This is a genomic window from Agromyces subbeticus DSM 16689 (genome assembly GCF_000421565.1).
GTDB lineage: Bacteria > Actinomycetota > Actinomycetes > Actinomycetales > Microbacteriaceae > Agromyces > Agromyces subbeticus.
This window is the reverse complement of sequence record NZ_ATXG01000003.1, coordinates 307096-322657: the sequence shown is the minus strand read 5'-3', so window position 1 is coordinate 322657 and position 15562 is coordinate 307096. Positions and strand designations below refer to the sequence as shown.

Here is a 15562-nt window from a genome sequence, read left to right as displayed (position 1 = left end):
CGCTCGCTACTCGACCGGCGTGTGGTCTCTTGCTCGCCGACCGACGTTGCGGGTCAGTGGCCGGGCGAAGCTGGCGGAGCCGGCGGCGGCTCGTCGCCGTCGATCTCGGCCGTCTCTGCGGCGTTCGGCTTGACCGCCATCGAGAGCAGCGCGAGCACCACGAGCACCACGATGAACGCGATGCCCGCCACGATCAGGGCGAGCATCGGCTCGCGCGCCGTGATGAGCACGACGAGGCCGGTGAAGATCGCCGCGATGGCGGCGCCGCCGACGTACTCGGCGGGGCGCAGCACCTCGCGCCGGCTCGGTTTGTACGGGTCGGGGTTCTGGCTCACGAGGTCTGCTCCGTTCCGGATGCGTCGGGCGCGGCATCCGCTGGGCTGGTGGCCCACTTCAGCGAGAACCCGCCGATCACGAGGTAGACGCCGAGGATGACGAGGTAGCCGCCGAGCAGGCCGACCGCGGTGACGGCGTCGAGCGGGAACACGAGGAAGACGAGCGCGAGCATCGCGGTGAAGGCGCCGGCGGCGATCCAGTCGCGCGCGGCCGGGGTGCGGCCTCGGGCGCGCAGGCCCGCGAACAGCTCGACGATGCCGGTGATGGCCGCCCACACGCTCACGAGGTAGAGCAGGAACGGCAGGCCACCCGGCACGCTCACAGCGAGCAGACCGGCGGCGACGGAGACCACTGCGGCGATCACGAAGAGCGAGCGGATGCCGCGCTCCGACGTCAGCCGCAGCGACAGCGCTCCGGTGATGAGGCCCGACACGATCGCCCAGATGCCGAAGACCACGAGCCCGAACTCGGGGGAGTGGTTCTGCGAGAACGTGATGACGGCGGCCGGTGCGAGGGCCAGGATGCCTCGGACGACCGGGACGACCCAGTACCGGGCACGCTCGGGAGCGGCTGCGATGGCCACTTGACCTCTTTCACATCGGTTGGGGTACCGATCCATTCTACGCGGGCGGCACCTGTGCGGAGGCCGGGGGAGCATCCCCCGAAGCGCTCGGCACATTGCGCGCGACGAGCGCCTCACCGAGGCGATGCAGTTCGTGCCGGAGCGACTCGGGCTCGACGACTTCGACGTACTCGGCCCAGCCGGCCAGGCCCCGTGCGATCATCGTCGCCGTCGGCGCGGTCACCCGCACGCGGGACCGCCCGGGGTCGAGCTGGACCTGCTCGACGGCACGCTGCCCGAATTGCGTCTGCAGCAGCGGCACGATGCCGGATTCCACGAAGATCGTGGCGCTCGCACTTGCCCGTTGTCGATCGACCGCCGCGGTCACCCGCTCCCACACCTCGGCGAGGTCGAGGTCGACGGGCCGGTCGGCCGCCTCGCCGGTGCGCACGGCGTTGCGCATGCGGTCGACGCGGTACGTGCGCTCGGCTCCGTCGACGGTGCCGAGCAGGTACCAGTGCTCCTGCTTCTGCACGAGCCCCCAGGAGTCGACGATGCGTTCGACGGGCTCGCGGTTCCAGGCGGCGTAGTCGATGCGCAGGCGCACGCGATCGACGATCGCCGACTCGAGCACGGGCAGGAGTTCGGGCCGGGCGGCCGCCGGCCGACCCCATTCGCCGGCGTCGATGACGACCGCTTCGGCCGCGGCCTCGGCGTTGCTGCGGAACGTCTCGGGCAGCGCGCGCACGAGCTTGCGCAACGCCGCCTTCGCTTCGGGGTCGACGGATGCCGCGGGCCCGACCAGCAGGAACAGGGCACGCGCCTCGCCCGCCGACAAGCCGCTGAGGTCGGTGCGGGCGCCGCCGAGCAATTGCCATCCGCCGCCGCGACCCGCCTGCGGGTACACGGGGATGCCGGCGGTCGAGAGCGCCTCGAGATCGCGCCGAGCGGTGGCGACCGAGACCTCGAGCTCTTCGGCGAGCTGCGCGGCGGTCACTCGGCCCCGCGCCTGCAGGGTGAGCAGCACGGCCACGAGACGATCTGCACGCATGTTCTCATTCTCGTCGGAAAAGTAGTCAAGAGGTGAGCACTTCTGCGTTCCAGACTGTATTCATCAGCTCGAACACGGATGCATCACTCAGATGCAGAACGAAGGGAAACCACTCATGCTCAGGGGATTCGCCACCGTCAGCTACTACGCCGCCGACCTCGAGGCGGCGGCCGCCTGGTACTCCGAAGTGCTCGGCATCGAGCCCTACTACCGGGTTCCCGGGTACATCGAGTTCCGCGTCGGCGACGACGAAGACGAGCTCGGCCTCATCGACGCGCGCTATCGCCCGCCGGTGCCCGAGGGCCCCGCGGGCGAGGTCATCCACTGGCACGTCGACGACCTGCCGGCCGCCTACGAACGGCTGCTCGGCCTCGGCGGCACGTCGTACCAGCCGCCGACCGAGCACGGGCCCGGCTTCGTCACGGCCTCGGTCGTCGACCCGTTCGGCAACATCCTCGGCGTCATGTTCAACCAGCACTGGGCCGATGCCCACCCACGTGAGGCAGGCGCGACTCCGACTGACGGATAGGCGCTCGCGCCGACCTGCTGCTGCGGGCGCGCACCGGCGCGCCCGCAGCCGGCTTGTCACGCGGGTTCGTAGGCAACCGCGACGTCGAGCACCCAGACAACTCCGAAAGCGTCTTTCAGCATGCCGTAGGCGGGCGAGAAGGCCGATGGCGCGAGGCCGGCGATGATCGTGGATCCCTCGGCGAGCCTGCTCCAGAGCGCGGTGATCTCCGCGGTCGAGTCGCCTCGCACGGAGACGAAGAACGAGTTGTCGCCCTGGTGGTAGGAGCCGCTCGCCGGCACGTCGTACGCCATGATCTGGAAGCCGTTCTCGCCGGCGACCTGCCCGAACTTGACCTGCTGAGCCTCCTCGGGAGTCTCGACGCTGTGGGCGTCTTCGTTGCTGATGACGACGAGCCGGCCGCCGAAGACCGAGTGATAGAACTCGAGCGCCGCTCGGGCGTCGCCACGGAAGTTCAGGTGAGGGGTGGTGGTGACGGTCATGGGGCCGCTCCTTCTGATCGGTGAAGTGCCGGGAACTCCGGCCACCAACGACTCTCGCAGCGGTAGAGGACAGCTTCGGTCCTCTACTCGAACTAGTCTCGAAGACATGACCAGCACGACATCGCGACTCCTGTTGTTGCTGTCATTGCTGCAGACCCGACGGGATTGGCCCGGGCAGATCCTCGCCGGTCGTCTGGAGGTCAGCCACCGCACCGTGCGCCGCGATGTCGACCGTCTCCGCGAGATGGGGTACCGCATCCAGTCGACGAAGGGGCCCGATGGCGGGTACCGCCTCGATGCCGGCACCGAACTCCCCCCATTGCTCTTCGATGACGACCAGGCGATCGCACTCGCGGTCGCCCTCCAGGCCGCCACCGCGGCCGGCGCCGGCATTGAGGAGGCTGCGGTCCGCGCGCTGACGACGGTGCGTCAGGTGATGCCGTCTCGGCTGCGTCACCGCCTCGACGCGCTCGAGTTCACGGCCATCCCCAACCGGCCGGCATCCGGCGATGAATCGGCGTCACCCGACGTGCTCGTCGCGTTGTCCACCGCCATCCGCGCCCGCGAGGTGCTGCGATTCGACTACGCGCGTCGGCACCCGCAGCCCGAGAGCTCCGCACCACGACCGGCCCGCCGGGTGGAACCGCACCACATCGTGACCTTCGAGAGCCGGTGGTACCTCGTCGCCTGGGAGCTCGAACAGCACGCGTGGCGAATTTTCCGTGCCGACCGCATCACCCCGCGAACGCCGACCGGGCCCCGGTTCACTGCTCGCGAGGTACCGGGCGGCAGCGTTCACGACTTCGTCTCGGCGAGGTTCAAGGGTTCGGAACACACCAACGCGTGGCCGTGCGTCGGCACGGTCGTCCTGAACCTGCCGGCGAGCGCCGTGCTGCCCTTCGCCGGCGACGGGACGGTGCTGGACCTCGGCGCCGATCGATGCAGTCTCGAGTCCGGCTCATGGTCGTGGGTGTCGCTCGCTGCTTCGCTCGGCCGATTCGACACCGACATCGAGGTCGTTGGCCCGTCCGAGCTGCAACAGGCGTTCGGGCGGCTCGCCGACCGCTTTGCCTCGACGGCACTTCCCACCCGGCCTCATGACCGGCGTCGCCCAGCGACAGCGCCCCGTTGATGAGGCCCGACACGATCGCCCAGATGCCGAAGCCCACGAGCGGGAGCGGCTGCGATGGCCATTTGACCTCTTTCACATCGGTTGGGGTACCGATCCAACCGACGTTCAGGTGCTGGCGCTCTGATCCTCCCGAGCGCGAGCGCGGTTCCGGAGCTCTCGAAGTCCGTCGCGTACTTCAATCCACCGCTCGAACGGTGCCGCCGCACCCTGCCAGGAACCGGTTCGGACGACCGTCAAGCCCACAGTCGCCGCTCGCTCACCCTGCTTCACGCCCAGCGATAGAACGGGCTGAAGTCGCCCAGCCTTCGAAGCCGGTCTCCCGTCACGTGCCAGGTTGATGGTGCGGATCGCATTCCAGGGCCATTCAACGGCCACGGCGTCCTCGAGCACTCCGCACCAGATCCTGAGCACCGATGGCGTCGCCTCCACCGTCCACCGTCCATCCAACTCCAACACGGTCTCGCTCGACCGGAAGCGCAGGATCTCTCCGACGGCGGTGACGTCTCCACGAGCCGAGAACACCACATGATCGGGCTGCCCCGCGATAAGTCGCCGCGTCCGATCCGTCACCGCCCGCTCACCACGGCGGGCGGCAACGAGGAGCGAGAACCGAAGGACGAGCAATGTGCCGAGAACCGTCAGGAACAAACCGAACAGACCGCCCCCGACAAGCCACGACGCCGCTCCACCGACGACTAGCGCGAACACGGCCGGCAACACTCTGAGGCGCATCTGCAATGCGGTCTGAAGGCCCAGATCTCGGGCGTGACGAGCGGACATGAGCGAAGCATAGAGCCCAGTCGAATGCCACCCCTCGCCGGATGATCACGATGCGCTTCGTCATTCGACCGTCGGGAAACATGTCACAAGGCCCGCACCCTGTGCGTCATGTTCAACCAGCACTGGGCCGCCCGCCACGGCAGCCGAGTAGCGTGCGCTACAGCGCCTTCACCGCCGCGAGCACCTTGCCGAGCGACTCCTTCGCGTCGCCGAAGAGCAGCGTGGTCTGCGGCTCGAACAGCAGCTCGTTCTCGATGCCCGCGAAGCCCGGGCGCATGGAGCGCTTGAGGAACACGACCTGGCGCGCGGAATCGACCTCGAGAATCGGCATGCCGTAGATCGGCGAGCCCGGCGTCGTCTTCGCAGCCGGGTTCACGACGTCGTTCGCACCGACGACGAGCACGACATCCGCCGTCTTGAACTCGGGGTTCACCTCGCCCATCTCCTTGAGCGACTCGTAGGGCACGTTCGCCTCGGCGAGCAGCACGTTCATGTGCCCCGGCATGCGGCCGGCGACCGGGTGGATGCCGAAGACGACCTCGATGCCGCGCGACTCGAGCTCGCCCTGCAACTCGGCGACCGTGTGCTGGCCCTGCGCCACGGCGAGCCCGTAGCCCGGCACGATGACGACCTTCTGCGCGTAGCCGAGGAGCACCGCGACATCCTCGGCGCTCGACGAACGCACCGGACGGTCGGATGCCACGGTGGAACCCGCCGTCGAGCCGCCCTTGAACGCTCCGAAGAGGATGCCCGTGACACTGCGACCCATCGCCGAGGCCATCGCCCGGGTGAGGATCGTGCCCGAGGCGCCGACGAGCGTGCCGGCGATGATGAGCAGCACGTTGCCGAGCACGAAGCCCGACGCCGCGACCGCGAGACCCGTGAAGGCGTTGAGCAGCGAGATCACGATCGGCACGTCGGCGCCGCCGACCGGCAGCACGAGCAGCACACCTGTGAGCAGGCCGAATACGAGCAGCACGACGGCGAGCCATCCGGCGCCGGTGAAGATGATGGCGACGGATGCCGCGACGGCGACCAGCACTGAGGCGCTCATGACGATCGGCAGACCGGGGAAGACCACTGGCCTGGTCGTCATGAGTTCCTGCAGCTTCGCGAACGTCACGAGCGATCCCGCGAACGAGACAGCGCCCACGAGCAGGGTGAAGACGATCGCGAGACGCACCCACGGGTCATCCGTGTGCGGCAGCTCGAGCAGCGCGACGAGCGCCGCGGCGCCACCGCCGACGCCGTTGAAGAGGGCGACGAGCTGCGGCATCTGCGTCATCTGCACCCGCCGCGCGATCGGTGCCGCGACGGCCGAGCCGACCGCGATGGCCGCGAGGATCCACGGGATGTTGTCGAGCTTCATCGAGAGGAACACGGTCACGACCGCCACGAGGGCGCCGGCCGCACCGATGAGGTTGCCGCGGCGAGCGGACTTGGGCGAGCTGAGGCCCTTGAGGGCGAGCACGAAGCAGATCGCGGCGATCAGGTACAGCAGCGCCGTCCAGGTGGGGGAGAGAAGGCTCATCGACCCGCCCCCTTACGGCCACGGAACATCTCGAGCATGCGGTCGGTGACGACGAAGCCGCCGACGAGATTCATCGTCGCGAGCAGCACGGCCAGCAGTGCGAGCGTGAGCGTCCAGCCGTCGGAGGCCTGGCCGGCGACGATGATCGCGCCCACCAGGATGATGCCGTGGATCGCGTTGGCGCCCGACATCAGCGGGGTGTGCAGCGTGCTCGAGACCTTCGAGACCACCTCGAACCCCACGAACACCGACAGTACGGTGATCGTGAGCAGCGCCATGCCATCCATCAGCGCTCTCCTTCCTGATTGGTGGTACCGAGCAGCTCCGCCGTCGGCGCGTGCCGCACGTCGCCCGCGAAGGTCAGGCACGCTCCCGCGACGACCTCGTCGTCGAAGTCGGGCTCGACGCGGCCGTCGTGCGTCATGAGCTCGACGAGGTTCGCGACGTTCTTCGCGTAGAGCCGCGACGCGTCGGCCGGCATCGTCGACGCGGCATCCTTCATGCCGACGATGGTCACCGTGCCGTCGCCGCCGGCAGTCGGCACGGCGACATCCGTGCCCGCGACCGAGCCCTCGACGTTGCCGCCCGACTCGGCAGCGAGGTCGACGACGACCGAACCCGGCCGCATCGCCGCGACCATCTCGTTCGTGACGAGCCGCGGCGCCGGCCGGCCCGGAATCGCCGCCGTCGTGATGAGCACGTCGGCGTCGGCGATGTACGGCGCCAGCAGGCGACGCTGGGTGGCAGCGCGGTCTTCGCCGAGCTCCTTGGCGTAGCCCCCCGCGGCATCCGCGGCGGTGTCGAGCTCGAGGTTGATGAACGTGCCGCCCATCGAGGCGACCTCATCGGCCGACGCGGCGCGCACGTCGTTCGCCGACACCCGCGCACCCAGCCGTTTCGCCGTGCCGATCGCCTGCAGGCCGGCGACCCCGGCACCGAGCACCACGACCTTGGCCGGCGGAATCGTGCCGGCCGCCGTCATGTAGAGCGGGAAGAACCGCGGCAGCCGCATCGCCGCCTCGAGCACGCAGCGGTAGCCGGCCACGAGCGCCTGGCTCGTGAGAGCGTCCATCGACTGCGCCCGCGAGATGCGCGGCACGAGCTCGAGGGCGAACGACTTGATGCGTGCGTCGCGCAGCGCGCGAACCGTCTCGAGTTCGCTTGCGGGCGACGCGAGCCCGACGGTGATCGTGCCGCCGCGCAGCGCAGCGACCGTCTCGACCGCGAGGGGCCGCACGTGCAGCAGCACGTCGATCGCGCCGAGGTCGAGCTCGTCGACGAGCTCGGCGCCGGCTTCGGCGTAGTGCGAGTCGCCATGACCGGATGCCTCGCCGGCACCGCGCTCGATGGCGAGCTGCAGGCCGAGGGCCGACAACTGCCGCACCGTCTCGGGCGTCGCCGCCACTCTGCGCTCGCCGTCGCGCCGCTCTTTCGGGATACCGACTTGCACGAAGCCTCCTTCTGACACGGGAGTGCAGCGGTGCCGGCGACGAGGAGTGATCCCGGTGCCGCGGCGCTGCTGCACGTGTCGTTCAGCGTACGTGGCACGGCGGCATCCGCTCCATGATTCCGCGCGATTCCCGCGCGAACTTCGGCGGTTCTTTCGTGGCGCGAAAGCGATCGGGGAATCGTGCCCGGATCGTGTCGAGATCGCGTCGCCGGCTTCGACCCACTGGTAGCCATCGCAACAAGGAGGAATGATGAACACCATGACCAGTGCAGCGCCGACCCCCGCGGCCGTCGGTCCACTCGACGTCACGTTCGACGCGGTGCTCGAGCAGAGCCCGGCCAAGGGCGGCTGGACCTACGTGATCTGGCCCGAAGCGGCCGAGTTCTTCGGCACGCGCGGGCTCGTGAAGGTTTCGGGCACCGTCGACGACGTGCCGTTCAGCGGATCGTTCATGGCGCTCGGCGATGGGCGCCACAAGCTCGCGATGACCGCCGAGGTGCGCAGCGTCATCGGCAAGCACGCGGGCGAGACGGTGCGGGTGCACCTCACGGAACGCCGCGGCTGAACCCCGCCCGGGCCGCCCGAGTGCGTCGTCCGTTCTCTCAGCGGTCGTGCCGTCCTAGTATCGAACGAGCGTGCATCAGCATGCGCGACGGAGGGTGCATTCCGACATGGCAGTCGACGCCGGCACGCAGACGGGTTCGCAAGCGGGTTCGCAAGCGGGTTCGCCAGCGGGTTCGCAGACGTTGAGCCGCGGCATCCGCGTGCTCGAGATCCTCGCCGCCGCCGACCGCAACCTCTCGATCGACGAGCTCGCGAGCGAACTCGGCGTGCACCGATCCGTGGCCTACCGCCTGCTGCGCACGCTCGAAGACCACGGGCTCGTCACGCGCGACGCCGGCGGACGCCTCGCCCTCGGCACCGGGCTCGCGGCCCTGGCATCGGGCGTCGCCCGAGACCTGCAGCACCTCGCCCTGCCCGAGCTCAATGAGGTCGCGAACGAGCTCGGCATGACCTGCCTGCTCGCGGTGCTCGTCGATCACGACGAGGCGGTCACGCTCGTGAGCGCCTCGCCCCGCCAGTCGGTCGCGGTGGTGTCGTACCGGCCGGGCCACCGGCATCCGATCACGCGGGGCGGCCCCGGCAAGGCCATTCTGCTGAGCCTGCCCGAGAGCGCCTGGCCGGCGGAGCTGCCCGCCGAGCTCCGCAACGAGATCGACGAGAGTCGGGCTCGCGGCTACGCCCGCAGCCACGACGAGGTCGTGCCGTCGCTCAGCTCGGTGGCCGTGCCGCTGACGTTGCCGGGACAGCCGCCCGCCTCGATCGCCGTGATCCACGTCGCGTTCGCGCGGCCGGAGGCCGAGATCGCCGAGCGCCTGCGGCTCGCCGCCGAGGCGATCACGCGCGCGTACGGCGGCTGAGGCGCCGGGCGCGCAGACGGTCAGCGAGCGAGCAGCGCGCCCCTGAAGAACTCCGCCAGTTCGTCGACGGCGCCGAGCGGCAGCACGTTCGCCACGTAGTGATCCGGCCGCACCACCACGACCGCACCGCCGCGGTCGATGCCGCGCAGCTCGAAGATGTCGTGCTGCGGTTCGACGGCGTAGACCTTCTCGTAGTCGGTCAGCTGGAACGGACCATTCCTCGGCAGGAACGTGGGGGGAACCCGGCCGAGGTCGACGTCGCCGTGCGGCTGCTGGTAGACGACCTTCACGTCGAAGATGCTGTCGACGTCGGCGCCGTCGGGCGTGAAGGCGCGAAGCGGTGAGTCGGATGCCTCGGCCAGCCAGTTCGCCCAATCGGCGAGTGCCGCGCCGCGCAGAGCGGGCGCCGCGGCATCCGCGAACGCATAGATGCGCCAGCGCCCGTCTGCCCGGTGATGATGCCCGAGTTGCACGGGGTTGCCGTCGCAGACGCGCGCGACCGGCGCCGACTTGAAGCGCTTGCCGATCGGGAACCCGGCCGCGAGGCCCTGGTGACCGGCCTCGCCCACGATCATCGAGGTCTCGTACTGCGTCATGAATCCCGCGGGGAACTCGAAGGTGCGCACGTAGAACTCCTCGAGCTCGGCGGGGTCTCCGAGGTCCTCGGGCTTCGTCGCCATCAGCTTCGACCACGCGCGATCGAACTCGATCAGGTCCTTCGCGACGACGTGGCGTTCAGCGTGATAGGTCTCGAGCAGCGCGGGGTCGGCGCGGCCGTCGAGCACGTGGCCGAGCTTCCAGCCGATGTTCCACCCGTCTTGAATCGAGACGTTCATGCCCTGACCGGCCTTGGCGCTGTGCGTATGGCACGCGTCGCCGGTGATGAAGACGCGCGGCGTGCGAGTGCCCTGCAGCTCGAGCGGAACGTCGTCGAAGCGGTCGGTCACGCGGTGGCCGACTTCGTAGACCGAGTGCCACGGCACGTTCCGCACGTCGAGCGTGTAGGGGTGCAGGATGTCGTTCGCCTTCGCGATGATCTGGTCGAGCGTGGTCTGGCGCACGGCGCCGTGGTCGTCGCCGGAGACCTCGCCGAGATCGACGTACATTCGGAAAAGTTGCCCGCCCTCGCGCGGGATGAGCAGGATGTTGCCCGCCTCGGACTGGATCGAGCACTTCGTGCGGATGTCGGGGAAGTCGGTGACGGCGAGCGTGTCCATCACGCCCCAGGCGTGGAACGACTGCACGCCGACGTGCTTGGCGCCGATCGATTCGCGTACCTGGCTTCGAGCGCCATCGGCGCCGACGACGTACTTGGCGCGAACGGTGCGGCGCTCACCCGTGCGCGTGCCCTCGAGCGGTGCTGCGTGCGACGCATCGCCGGCGCCGATGCCGACACCCGTGACGCGCTCGAGGGTGACCGTCACCGGATGATCGGGAAGGGAACCGTCGGAGGCCGGTTGCGCGATGTCGAGCCCGACGAAGTCCCAGCCGTAGTCCGGCGTGATGCGCGCCGGGGAATTGCGCGCGAACTCGGCGAAGTAGTCGAGCACTCGCGCCTGGTTCACGATGAGGTGCGGAAACTCGCTGATGCCTGTGGGGTCGTCGGGCGTGACAGCGGCGCGGTGGATGTTACGGGGGAGCTCGGGGTCGGGCTTCCAGAACGCCATCTCGGTGATGCGGTACGCCTCGGCGATGATGCGCTCGGCGAATCCGAATGCCTGGAAGGTCTCGACGCTGCGCGCCTGAATTCCGTCGGCCTGACCGATCGCGAGGCGACCGGGGCGGCGTTCGACGATGCGGGTCGCGACACCCGGAAACTGCGCGAGCTGTGCCGCGGCCACCATGCCGGCCGGGCCGGAGCCGATGATGAGCACGTCGACCTCATCGGGCAGCTCTTCGGGTCGGTCGATGCCGACACCGGCGGCGGGCTGCACCCGCGGGTCGCCCGACACGTAGCCGTAGTGGTGGAACTGCACGGCTTCTCCTCACTGCGCTGTGGGTTGCTCGACTGCACTGTGGGCTGCTCGTCGATGTTCGATAATAGAACGGTGTATTCTGATATCGCGCGACCAGCTTAGGCCGCCCGCACAAGCGATGACAAGCCGATCGGCACTCAGCGCAGCGCGAGCCGGGTCTAACCCCGTCACCCTGCTGTACTTCGCAGCGCTCGTGACGAGCCTCGGCGACACGATCGCATCACCGGTCGCCGCAGCAGTCTTCGTCGCCGCGGTCGGCATCGCATCGCTGAGCTGGCAAGTGCTCCTCGTCGTGCTCGGGGCAGGGATGCGGCGGAAGTCGGGAGCCGGGCTCAAGCGGTGGACACCCGTCGTGGGCAACGGCATCGTCGCCGTCCTCGGCGCGGCGATCATCGCACACGCCTTGGCGTAGCGCGGGGTCACCGCCCGAATGCATTCGTCTGGCTGGTGTCGAATCTGGGCGGTGTCGTTCGTTGAGTTGATGAGTGCTGCCCGAAGTGGCTGGTGCCGAGACATGGAGAACAAAGCAATGAAACTTACGACGATCACGCAGCTCACTCTGGACGGAGTGACTCAGGGCAATGGCGGCCCAACTTCCGAGGACCGCGAGCGCGGGTTCGAACGCGGTGGATGGGCGAGGGGAGCGGGTGACGACACGACCCGGGACCACATTGCCACGACGTTCCAGCGTGCCGACGCATTCCTTTTCGGTCGCCGAACGTACGAGATCCTCCTCGATTTTTGGGGCACTATCGAGGATCTGAAACGGCACCCGATTGGGATGGCCCTGAATTCCAAGCCGAAGTACGTGGCGTCCAGAACGCTGACGGAACCGGAATGGGCGAACACTGCAGTCCTCGGAGAGGACCTCTTCGCCGCCGTCACGGAACTGAAAGCGAGTGGCGACGGCGAACTCCAAGTACACGGAAGCAGTCGTCTCATCCAGTGGCTCCTCGAGAAGGACCTCGTCGATGAAATGGAACTCATCATCGTCCCCGTGGTACTTGGGCAGGGGGCACGCCTCTTCGCTGACTCCGGACGGGATGTCGCGATGAACCTGGTCGACTCGCGTTCCGATTCGAAGGGAGTGATGATTCAGACGTATCGGCCCGCTGGCCGCCCCGACTACGCAACTTTCTGATCGATTGCTGCGAGGCTGTAGACATGGCGGTCATCGACGACGTTCGAGTGCTGGGCGCAGATTTGGAGCGCTCCTACCATGCCACCGTGCGCGGGCGATTGAAGTTCCGCGTCGGTCGGATGGTCTACGTCGCGTTCTCCCTCGACGAGAGCGTGATGGGGTTCGCCTTCCCGAAGGAGGAGCGGGCGGCGCTCGTCGCTGGGAACCCGCGCAAGTTTCAGATGCCCTCGGACTCGGATCTGCGCTTCAACTGGGTCCACGCCGATCTTGCGGTCCTGGAGCCGGCCGAGGCCCGCGAGCTCGTCGTCGATGCCTGGCGCATGGTCGTCCCGGCGAAGGTCTCCCGCGCCTATGACCTCGCGCATCCGGCGGGCCCGCAATGATGGGGCCCCCATCGGGCAGGATCGGAGAAGCGCGCGCCGGATGCCCCGGCCTAACCTGAGTTCGTTGTCGCTCGAACGGGCGGCACGCCGATGATTCGACGAGGGAGACCCACGATGGCCACGACTGACACCTCAAGCGGGCTGAGCAAAGACGAACGCGACGCCGTCAAGCAGCGCGCCAAGGAGCTTCGCGAGCAGGAGAAGGCCGGCAAGAACCGGGCCGCCGGCGACAAGGCGGTGCGCGATGCCATCGACGAGATGGAACCCGACGACAAGGCGCTGGCCGAGGGCCTCTACAAGGTCGTCACCGAGGTCGCCCCCGACCTGATGCCGAAGACCTACTACGGAATGCCGGGCTTCGCGAATGCCGAAGGCAAGATCGTCGTGTTCATCCAGGCCGCGAAGAAGTTCAAGACGCGCTACGCGACCATCGGCTTCGAAGACCGGGCCGCTCTCGATGACGGCGACATCTGGGGCGTGGGCTTCGCGGTGCGCAACTGGACCCCCGCGGTCGAGCAGAAGGTCACCGAGCTCGTGCGCAAGGCCGTCAGCTGACGCCTCCGCCCGCGAGCTGGGGTCGGGCGTACTTCGCGGTGCAGGCCGTCGCGGGCGCTGCGTGGTGGCTCGGCGTGCTGCTCTCGCCCTTCATCCGCGAGGCCACCCTCGGCAGCCTCGATGCGGTCGTCGTCGCCATCCTCGACATCCCGCTGTTCGTCGGCGCTTCAGCACTGGCCGCGTTCGGCCTGCGGCCTGCCGCGATCGTCGGCACCGCCTGGACGATCCTCGTCACCCTCGCCCTCGCGCTGTTCGCGACGATCACGAGCGAGGCGGGCTGGGGAGTGCTGCTGATGGTCGGGGCATCCTGCGGCTCGGTGCTCGCCCTGAGCCTCATGCTGCTCGGGCGAGTCCCGACCGAGTGGATGCTCATCGGCCCGTTCGCCTTCCGTCCCGCGAACAGCTCCGCGGCAGCGACGACGCACGTGGCGGTCACCGCCCTGCAGATCCTGGCGTTCTGGGGACTCTTCCTCGGGGTGTTCCCACTCGTGGTGACCTTCTTCGAACGACGCTGGGAGCTCTCGGTGCCGTTCCCCTCGATCGCCGTGCCCGTCGGCGTCGTGGTGTTCGTGCTCGCGAGCGCGCTCGGCCTCTGGTCGGCGGCCGCGATGTCGACGCGCGGCAACGGCACCCCGCTCCCTGCGGCGATGCCGAACCGGCTCGTGATCGCCGGCCCCTACCGGTTCGTGCGCAACCCGATGGCGATGGCGGGCATCGTGCAGGGCGCCGCGGTCGGTCTCATGCTCTCGTCGTGGCTGGTCGTCGTCTATGCGGTCGCGGGTTCGCTCGTCTGGAACTACGTTGTTCGGCCGCTCGAAGAGGCCGACCTCGAGTCTCGTTTCGGTGATGCGTACCGCCGCTATCGTTCGGCGGTGCGGTGCTGGTGCCCGCGATGCCGGGTCCGGCAACTCGGTTGATCGGCTATATTCAGAAAATGCTGAATATAGACCAGCGGCTTCCGATCAGCGGATGCTCCCTGGCCTTCGCCGACTCCGGCGGCGCCGAGCCCGCGGTGCTCTTCCTGCACGGTGCCGGCGCTGACCACGTGATGTTCGCCGATCAGGCCGAGGCCGTCGCCGCGACAGGTCGCCGGGTGGTGCTCGTGGACCTGCGGGGTCACGGCCGGTCGCGCCCGAACACCTCCGCGCTCACCGCTGAGCTGCTCATCAACGACGCCACCGCACTGATCGCCGCACTCGAACTCGAGCGGCCCGTGCTCGTCGGCCACTCTCTCGGCGGCAATCTCGCCCAGGCGATGGTGCGGCTGAGCCCGGGCGACTACTCGGGCCTCGCGGTGCTCGATTCCACGTGGAACACCGGTCCGTTGAACTGGTTCGACCGGCAGCTGCTGCGCCTCGCTGCACCCGGGCTCGCCCTCATTCCGGCGAAGCGGCTTGCCCGGGTCATGGCGGCGGCTTCCGCCACCTCCGCGTTCGCGCGGCGAGATGCCGAGCGCGCCTTCGGCCAGGTGACGAAGGCGGAGTTCCTCGACATCTGGCGCGCGACGACGAGCTTCGTCGCGCCCGACGCGTCGTACCGCACGCCGCTGCCGTTGTGCCTGGTCCGTGGCGCCGACGATCGCACGGGCAACATCGCGACCGCCATGCCCGCGTGGGCGCGTCACGACGGAGTCGTCGAGCTGGTGGTGCCGAACGCGGGCCATATCGTGAGTCAGGATGCCGCGGCATCCGTCACCGCCGAACTGCTGCGGTTCCTCGCATCGATCGGGGCGGCGCAATGACGCCGGCGGCGGAGCACGAGTTCATCGACGCGGTCGGCGAGCTGCTCGCGTCGTGGAGCCTGTCGCGAGCGACCGGGCGCGTCTACGGCGCCCTGCTGCTCGAAGAGGAGCCCGTCTCACTCGATCACCTCGCCGAGGTGGCGCGACTCAGCAAAGGGCAGGTCAGCACGTCGACCCGCGAGCTCGTGGCGTGGGGGCTGGCCCGCAGCATCCCCCAGCGCGGAAGTCGCCGCCTGCTGCTGGAGGCGACGCGAGGACTCGACGCCCTGCTCGAGGCATCGCACCGCAGGGCCCGCACCCTGATCGATGCCCTGCACGCCGGTCGCGGGCTCGTCGACGAGCAGCCCGTCGCCCGGCAGCGGCTCGACGAGGTCATCGCCCTGTTCGACGGGTACGTCGCCGCGGGTGAGCAGATCCTCGCGCACGGGGAAGACACGGTGGCACGACGAAAGCCGCCCGCATCCCTGTGAGGGGAGCGGACGGCATCCGTTG

Annotated in this window: 20 protein-coding genes; 11 read left to right on the top strand and 9 right to left on the bottom strand. The window is 69.0% G+C overall.

The window, feature by feature from the left end; genetic code table 11:
• Nucleotides 1-53 precede the first annotated feature (53 nt).
• From H521_RS22120 to H521_RS22115, 3 genes are read right to left on the bottom strand one after another with little or no spacing between them, the layout of a single operon-like run.
• A complete protein-coding gene (locus H521_RS22120) occupies nt 54-335 on the bottom strand; it encodes a hypothetical protein (protein WP_022892442.1) in 282 nt (93 codons plus the stop codon).
• The gene (locus H521_RS0107655) at nt 332-919 is read right to left on the bottom strand and encodes an HdeD family acid-resistance protein (RefSeq protein ID WP_022892441.1); all 588 of its coding nucleotides are present in this window, start codon (nt 917-919) and stop codon (nt 332-334) included. Before H521_RS0107655 ends, H521_RS22120 begins: the two co-directional genes overlap by 4 nt.
• Before the next feature lie 37 nt (nt 920-956).
• On the bottom strand, nt 957-1949 hold the full coding sequence (locus tag H521_RS22115; RefSeq protein ID WP_022892440.1) for a helix-turn-helix transcriptional regulator: 993 nt from the start codon (nt 1947-1949) through the stop codon (nt 957-959).
• Between the two features lie 115 nt (nt 1950-2064).
• Between H521_RS22115 and H521_RS0107645 the strand changes: the two genes are divergently transcribed.
• The gene (locus H521_RS0107645) at nt 2065-2478 is read left to right on the top strand and encodes a VOC family protein (RefSeq protein ID WP_026482042.1); all 414 of its coding nucleotides are present in this window, start codon (nt 2065-2067) and stop codon (nt 2476-2478) included.
• A 56-nt stretch (nt 2479-2534) separates the two neighbouring features.
• Here H521_RS0107645 and H521_RS0107640 read toward each other — a convergent pair whose 3' ends face one another.
• Nucleotides 2535-2960: a VOC family protein gene (locus H521_RS0107640; RefSeq protein ID WP_026482041.1), complete on the bottom strand. Its 426-nt coding sequence runs from the start codon at nt 2958-2960 to the stop codon at nt 2535-2537.
• Between the two features lie 106 nt (nt 2961-3066).
• Between H521_RS0107640 and H521_RS0107635 the strand changes: the two genes are divergently transcribed.
• Nucleotides 3067-4092 carry a helix-turn-helix transcriptional regulator gene (locus H521_RS0107635; RefSeq protein ID WP_022892437.1) on the top strand — a complete coding sequence of 342 codons (1026 nt, stop codon included), beginning with the start codon at nt 3067-3069 and terminating at the stop codon, nt 4090-4092.
• Nucleotides 4093-4197: 105 nt separating this feature from the next.
• Here H521_RS0107635 and H521_RS0107630 read toward each other — a convergent pair whose 3' ends face one another.
• From H521_RS0107630 to H521_RS0107615, 4 genes are all read right to left on the bottom strand, one after another.
• Nucleotides 4198-4872, bottom strand: a complete 675-nt coding sequence (locus tag H521_RS0107630; RefSeq protein ID WP_022892436.1) for a hypothetical protein — start codon at nt 4870-4872, stop codon at nt 4198-4200.
• A gap of 157 nt (nt 4873-5029) precedes the next feature.
• Nucleotides 5030-6403 (bottom strand): NAD(P)(+) transhydrogenase (Re/Si-specific) subunit beta, encoded by a 1374-nt coding sequence (locus H521_RS0107625; RefSeq protein ID WP_022892435.1) that lies wholly within the window; start codon nt 6401-6403, stop codon nt 5030-5032.
• Nucleotides 6400-6690 (bottom strand): NAD(P) transhydrogenase subunit alpha part 2, encoded by a 291-nt coding sequence (locus H521_RS0107620; RefSeq protein ID WP_022892434.1) that lies wholly within the window; start codon nt 6688-6690, stop codon nt 6400-6402. The genes H521_RS0107625 and H521_RS0107620 overlap by 4 nt, the downstream gene beginning before the upstream one ends.
• Nucleotides 6690-7853 (bottom strand): Re/Si-specific NAD(P)(+) transhydrogenase subunit alpha, encoded by a 1164-nt coding sequence (locus H521_RS0107615; protein ID WP_022892433.1) that lies wholly within the window; start codon nt 7851-7853, stop codon nt 6690-6692. Before H521_RS0107615 ends, H521_RS0107620 begins: the two co-directional genes overlap by 1 nt.
• Before the next feature lie 250 nt (nt 7854-8103).
• On the opposite strand from H521_RS0107615, the gene H521_RS0107610 reads away from it, so the two are divergent.
• The gene (locus tag H521_RS0107610; protein WP_245560951.1) at nt 8104-8418 is read left to right on the top strand and encodes a DUF1905 domain-containing protein; all 315 of its coding nucleotides are present in this window, start codon (nt 8104-8106) and stop codon (nt 8416-8418) included.
• Nucleotides 8419-8524: 106 nt separating this feature from the next.
• A complete protein-coding gene (locus H521_RS22110; RefSeq protein WP_040424152.1) occupies nt 8525-9274 on the top strand; it encodes an IclR family transcriptional regulator in 750 nt (249 codons plus the stop codon).
• Between the two features lie 20 nt (nt 9275-9294).
• On the opposite strand, the gene H521_RS0107600 is transcribed toward H521_RS22110, so the two are convergent.
• The gene (locus tag H521_RS0107600; protein ID WP_022892430.1) at nt 9295-11250 is read right to left on the bottom strand and encodes an FAD-binding monooxygenase; all 1956 of its coding nucleotides are present in this window, start codon (nt 11248-11250) and stop codon (nt 9295-9297) included.
• 118 nt (nt 11251-11368) lie between these two features.
• Between H521_RS0107600 and H521_RS22105 the strand changes: the two genes are divergently transcribed.
• The 7 genes from H521_RS22105 to H521_RS22100 all read left to right on the top strand — a co-directional run bounded on the left by H521_RS22105 (nt 11369) and on the right by H521_RS22100 (nt 15540).
• The gene (locus H521_RS22105; RefSeq protein ID WP_022892429.1) at nt 11369-11662 is read left to right on the top strand and encodes a hypothetical protein; all 294 of its coding nucleotides are present in this window, start codon (nt 11369-11371) and stop codon (nt 11660-11662) included.
• Nucleotides 11663-11764: 102 nt separating this feature from the next.
• Nucleotides 11765-12391, top strand: coding sequence for a dihydrofolate reductase family protein (locus H521_RS0107590; protein WP_245560950.1), 627 nt, complete (start codon nt 11765-11767; stop codon nt 12389-12391).
• Between the two features lie 23 nt (nt 12392-12414).
• A complete protein-coding gene (locus tag H521_RS0107585; RefSeq protein WP_022892427.1) occupies nt 12415-12774 on the top strand; it encodes an MmcQ/YjbR family DNA-binding protein in 360 nt (119 codons plus the stop codon).
• Between the two features lie 114 nt (nt 12775-12888).
• Nucleotides 12889-13329 carry an iron chaperone gene (locus tag H521_RS0107580; protein WP_022892426.1) on the top strand — a complete coding sequence of 147 codons (441 nt, stop codon included), beginning with the start codon at nt 12889-12891 and terminating at the stop codon, nt 13327-13329.
• Between the two features lie 38 nt (nt 13330-13367).
• Complete coding sequence (locus H521_RS0107575; protein ID WP_022892425.1) at nt 13368-14246, top strand: methyltransferase family protein; 879 nt, start codon at nt 13368-13370, stop codon at nt 14244-14246.
• Between the two features lie 17 nt (nt 14247-14263).
• Nucleotides 14264-15070, top strand: a complete 807-nt coding sequence (locus H521_RS0107570; RefSeq protein WP_022892424.1) for an alpha/beta fold hydrolase — start codon at nt 14264-14266, stop codon at nt 15068-15070.
• Complete coding sequence (locus H521_RS22100) at nt 15067-15540, top strand: GbsR/MarR family transcriptional regulator (protein ID WP_022892423.1); 474 nt, start codon at nt 15067-15069, stop codon at nt 15538-15540. The genes H521_RS0107570 and H521_RS22100 overlap by 4 nt, the downstream gene beginning before the upstream one ends.
• Nucleotides 15541-15562: the final 22 nt, after the last annotated feature.

Excerpts from the sequence above, each read along its gene's own strand:
- H521_RS22110 (WP_040424152.1), top strand. The coding sequence starts at position 8,525 with ATGGCAGTCGACGCCGGCACGCAGACGGGTTCGCAAGCGGGTTCGCAA.
- H521_RS0107640 (WP_026482041.1), bottom strand. The coding sequence starts at position 2,960 with ATGACCGTCACCACCACCCCTCACCTGAACTTCCGTGGCGACGCCCGA.
- H521_RS0107635 (WP_022892437.1), top strand. The coding sequence starts at position 3,067 with ATGACCAGCACGACATCGCGACTCCTGTTGTTGCTGTCATTGCTGCAG.
- H521_RS22100 (WP_022892423.1), top strand. The coding sequence starts at position 15,067 with ATGACGCCGGCGGCGGAGCACGAGTTCATCGACGCGGTCGGCGAGCTG.
- H521_RS0107630 (WP_022892436.1), bottom strand. The coding sequence starts at position 4,872 with ATGTCCGCTCGTCACGCCCGAGATCTGGGCCTTCAGACCGCATTGCAG.
- H521_RS0107580 (WP_022892426.1), top strand. The coding sequence starts at position 12,889 with ATGGCCACGACTGACACCTCAAGCGGGCTGAGCAAAGACGAACGCGAC.
- H521_RS0107610 (WP_245560951.1), top strand. The coding sequence starts at position 8,104 with ATGAACACCATGACCAGTGCAGCGCCGACCCCCGCGGCCGTCGGTCCA.
- H521_RS0107570 (WP_022892424.1), top strand. The coding sequence starts at position 14,264 with ATGCTGAATATAGACCAGCGGCTTCCGATCAGCGGATGCTCCCTGGCC.
- H521_RS0107625 (WP_022892435.1), bottom strand. The coding sequence starts at position 6,403 with ATGAGCCTTCTCTCCCCCACCTGGACGGCGCTGCTGTACCTGATCGCC.
- H521_RS0107620 (WP_022892434.1), bottom strand. The coding sequence starts at position 6,690 with ATGGATGGCATGGCGCTGCTCACGATCACCGTACTGTCGGTGTTCGTG.
- H521_RS0107585 (WP_022892427.1), top strand. The coding sequence starts at position 12,415 with ATGGCGGTCATCGACGACGTTCGAGTGCTGGGCGCAGATTTGGAGCGC.
- H521_RS22105 (WP_022892429.1), top strand. The coding sequence starts at position 11,369 with ATGACAAGCCGATCGGCACTCAGCGCAGCGCGAGCCGGGTCTAACCCC.
- H521_RS22115 (WP_022892440.1), bottom strand. The coding sequence starts at position 1,949 with ATGCGTGCAGATCGTCTCGTGGCCGTGCTGCTCACCCTGCAGGCGCGG.
- H521_RS0107645 (WP_026482042.1), top strand. The coding sequence starts at position 2,065 with ATGCTCAGGGGATTCGCCACCGTCAGCTACTACGCCGCCGACCTCGAG.
- H521_RS0107590 (WP_245560950.1), top strand. The coding sequence starts at position 11,765 with ATGGAGAACAAAGCAATGAAACTTACGACGATCACGCAGCTCACTCTG.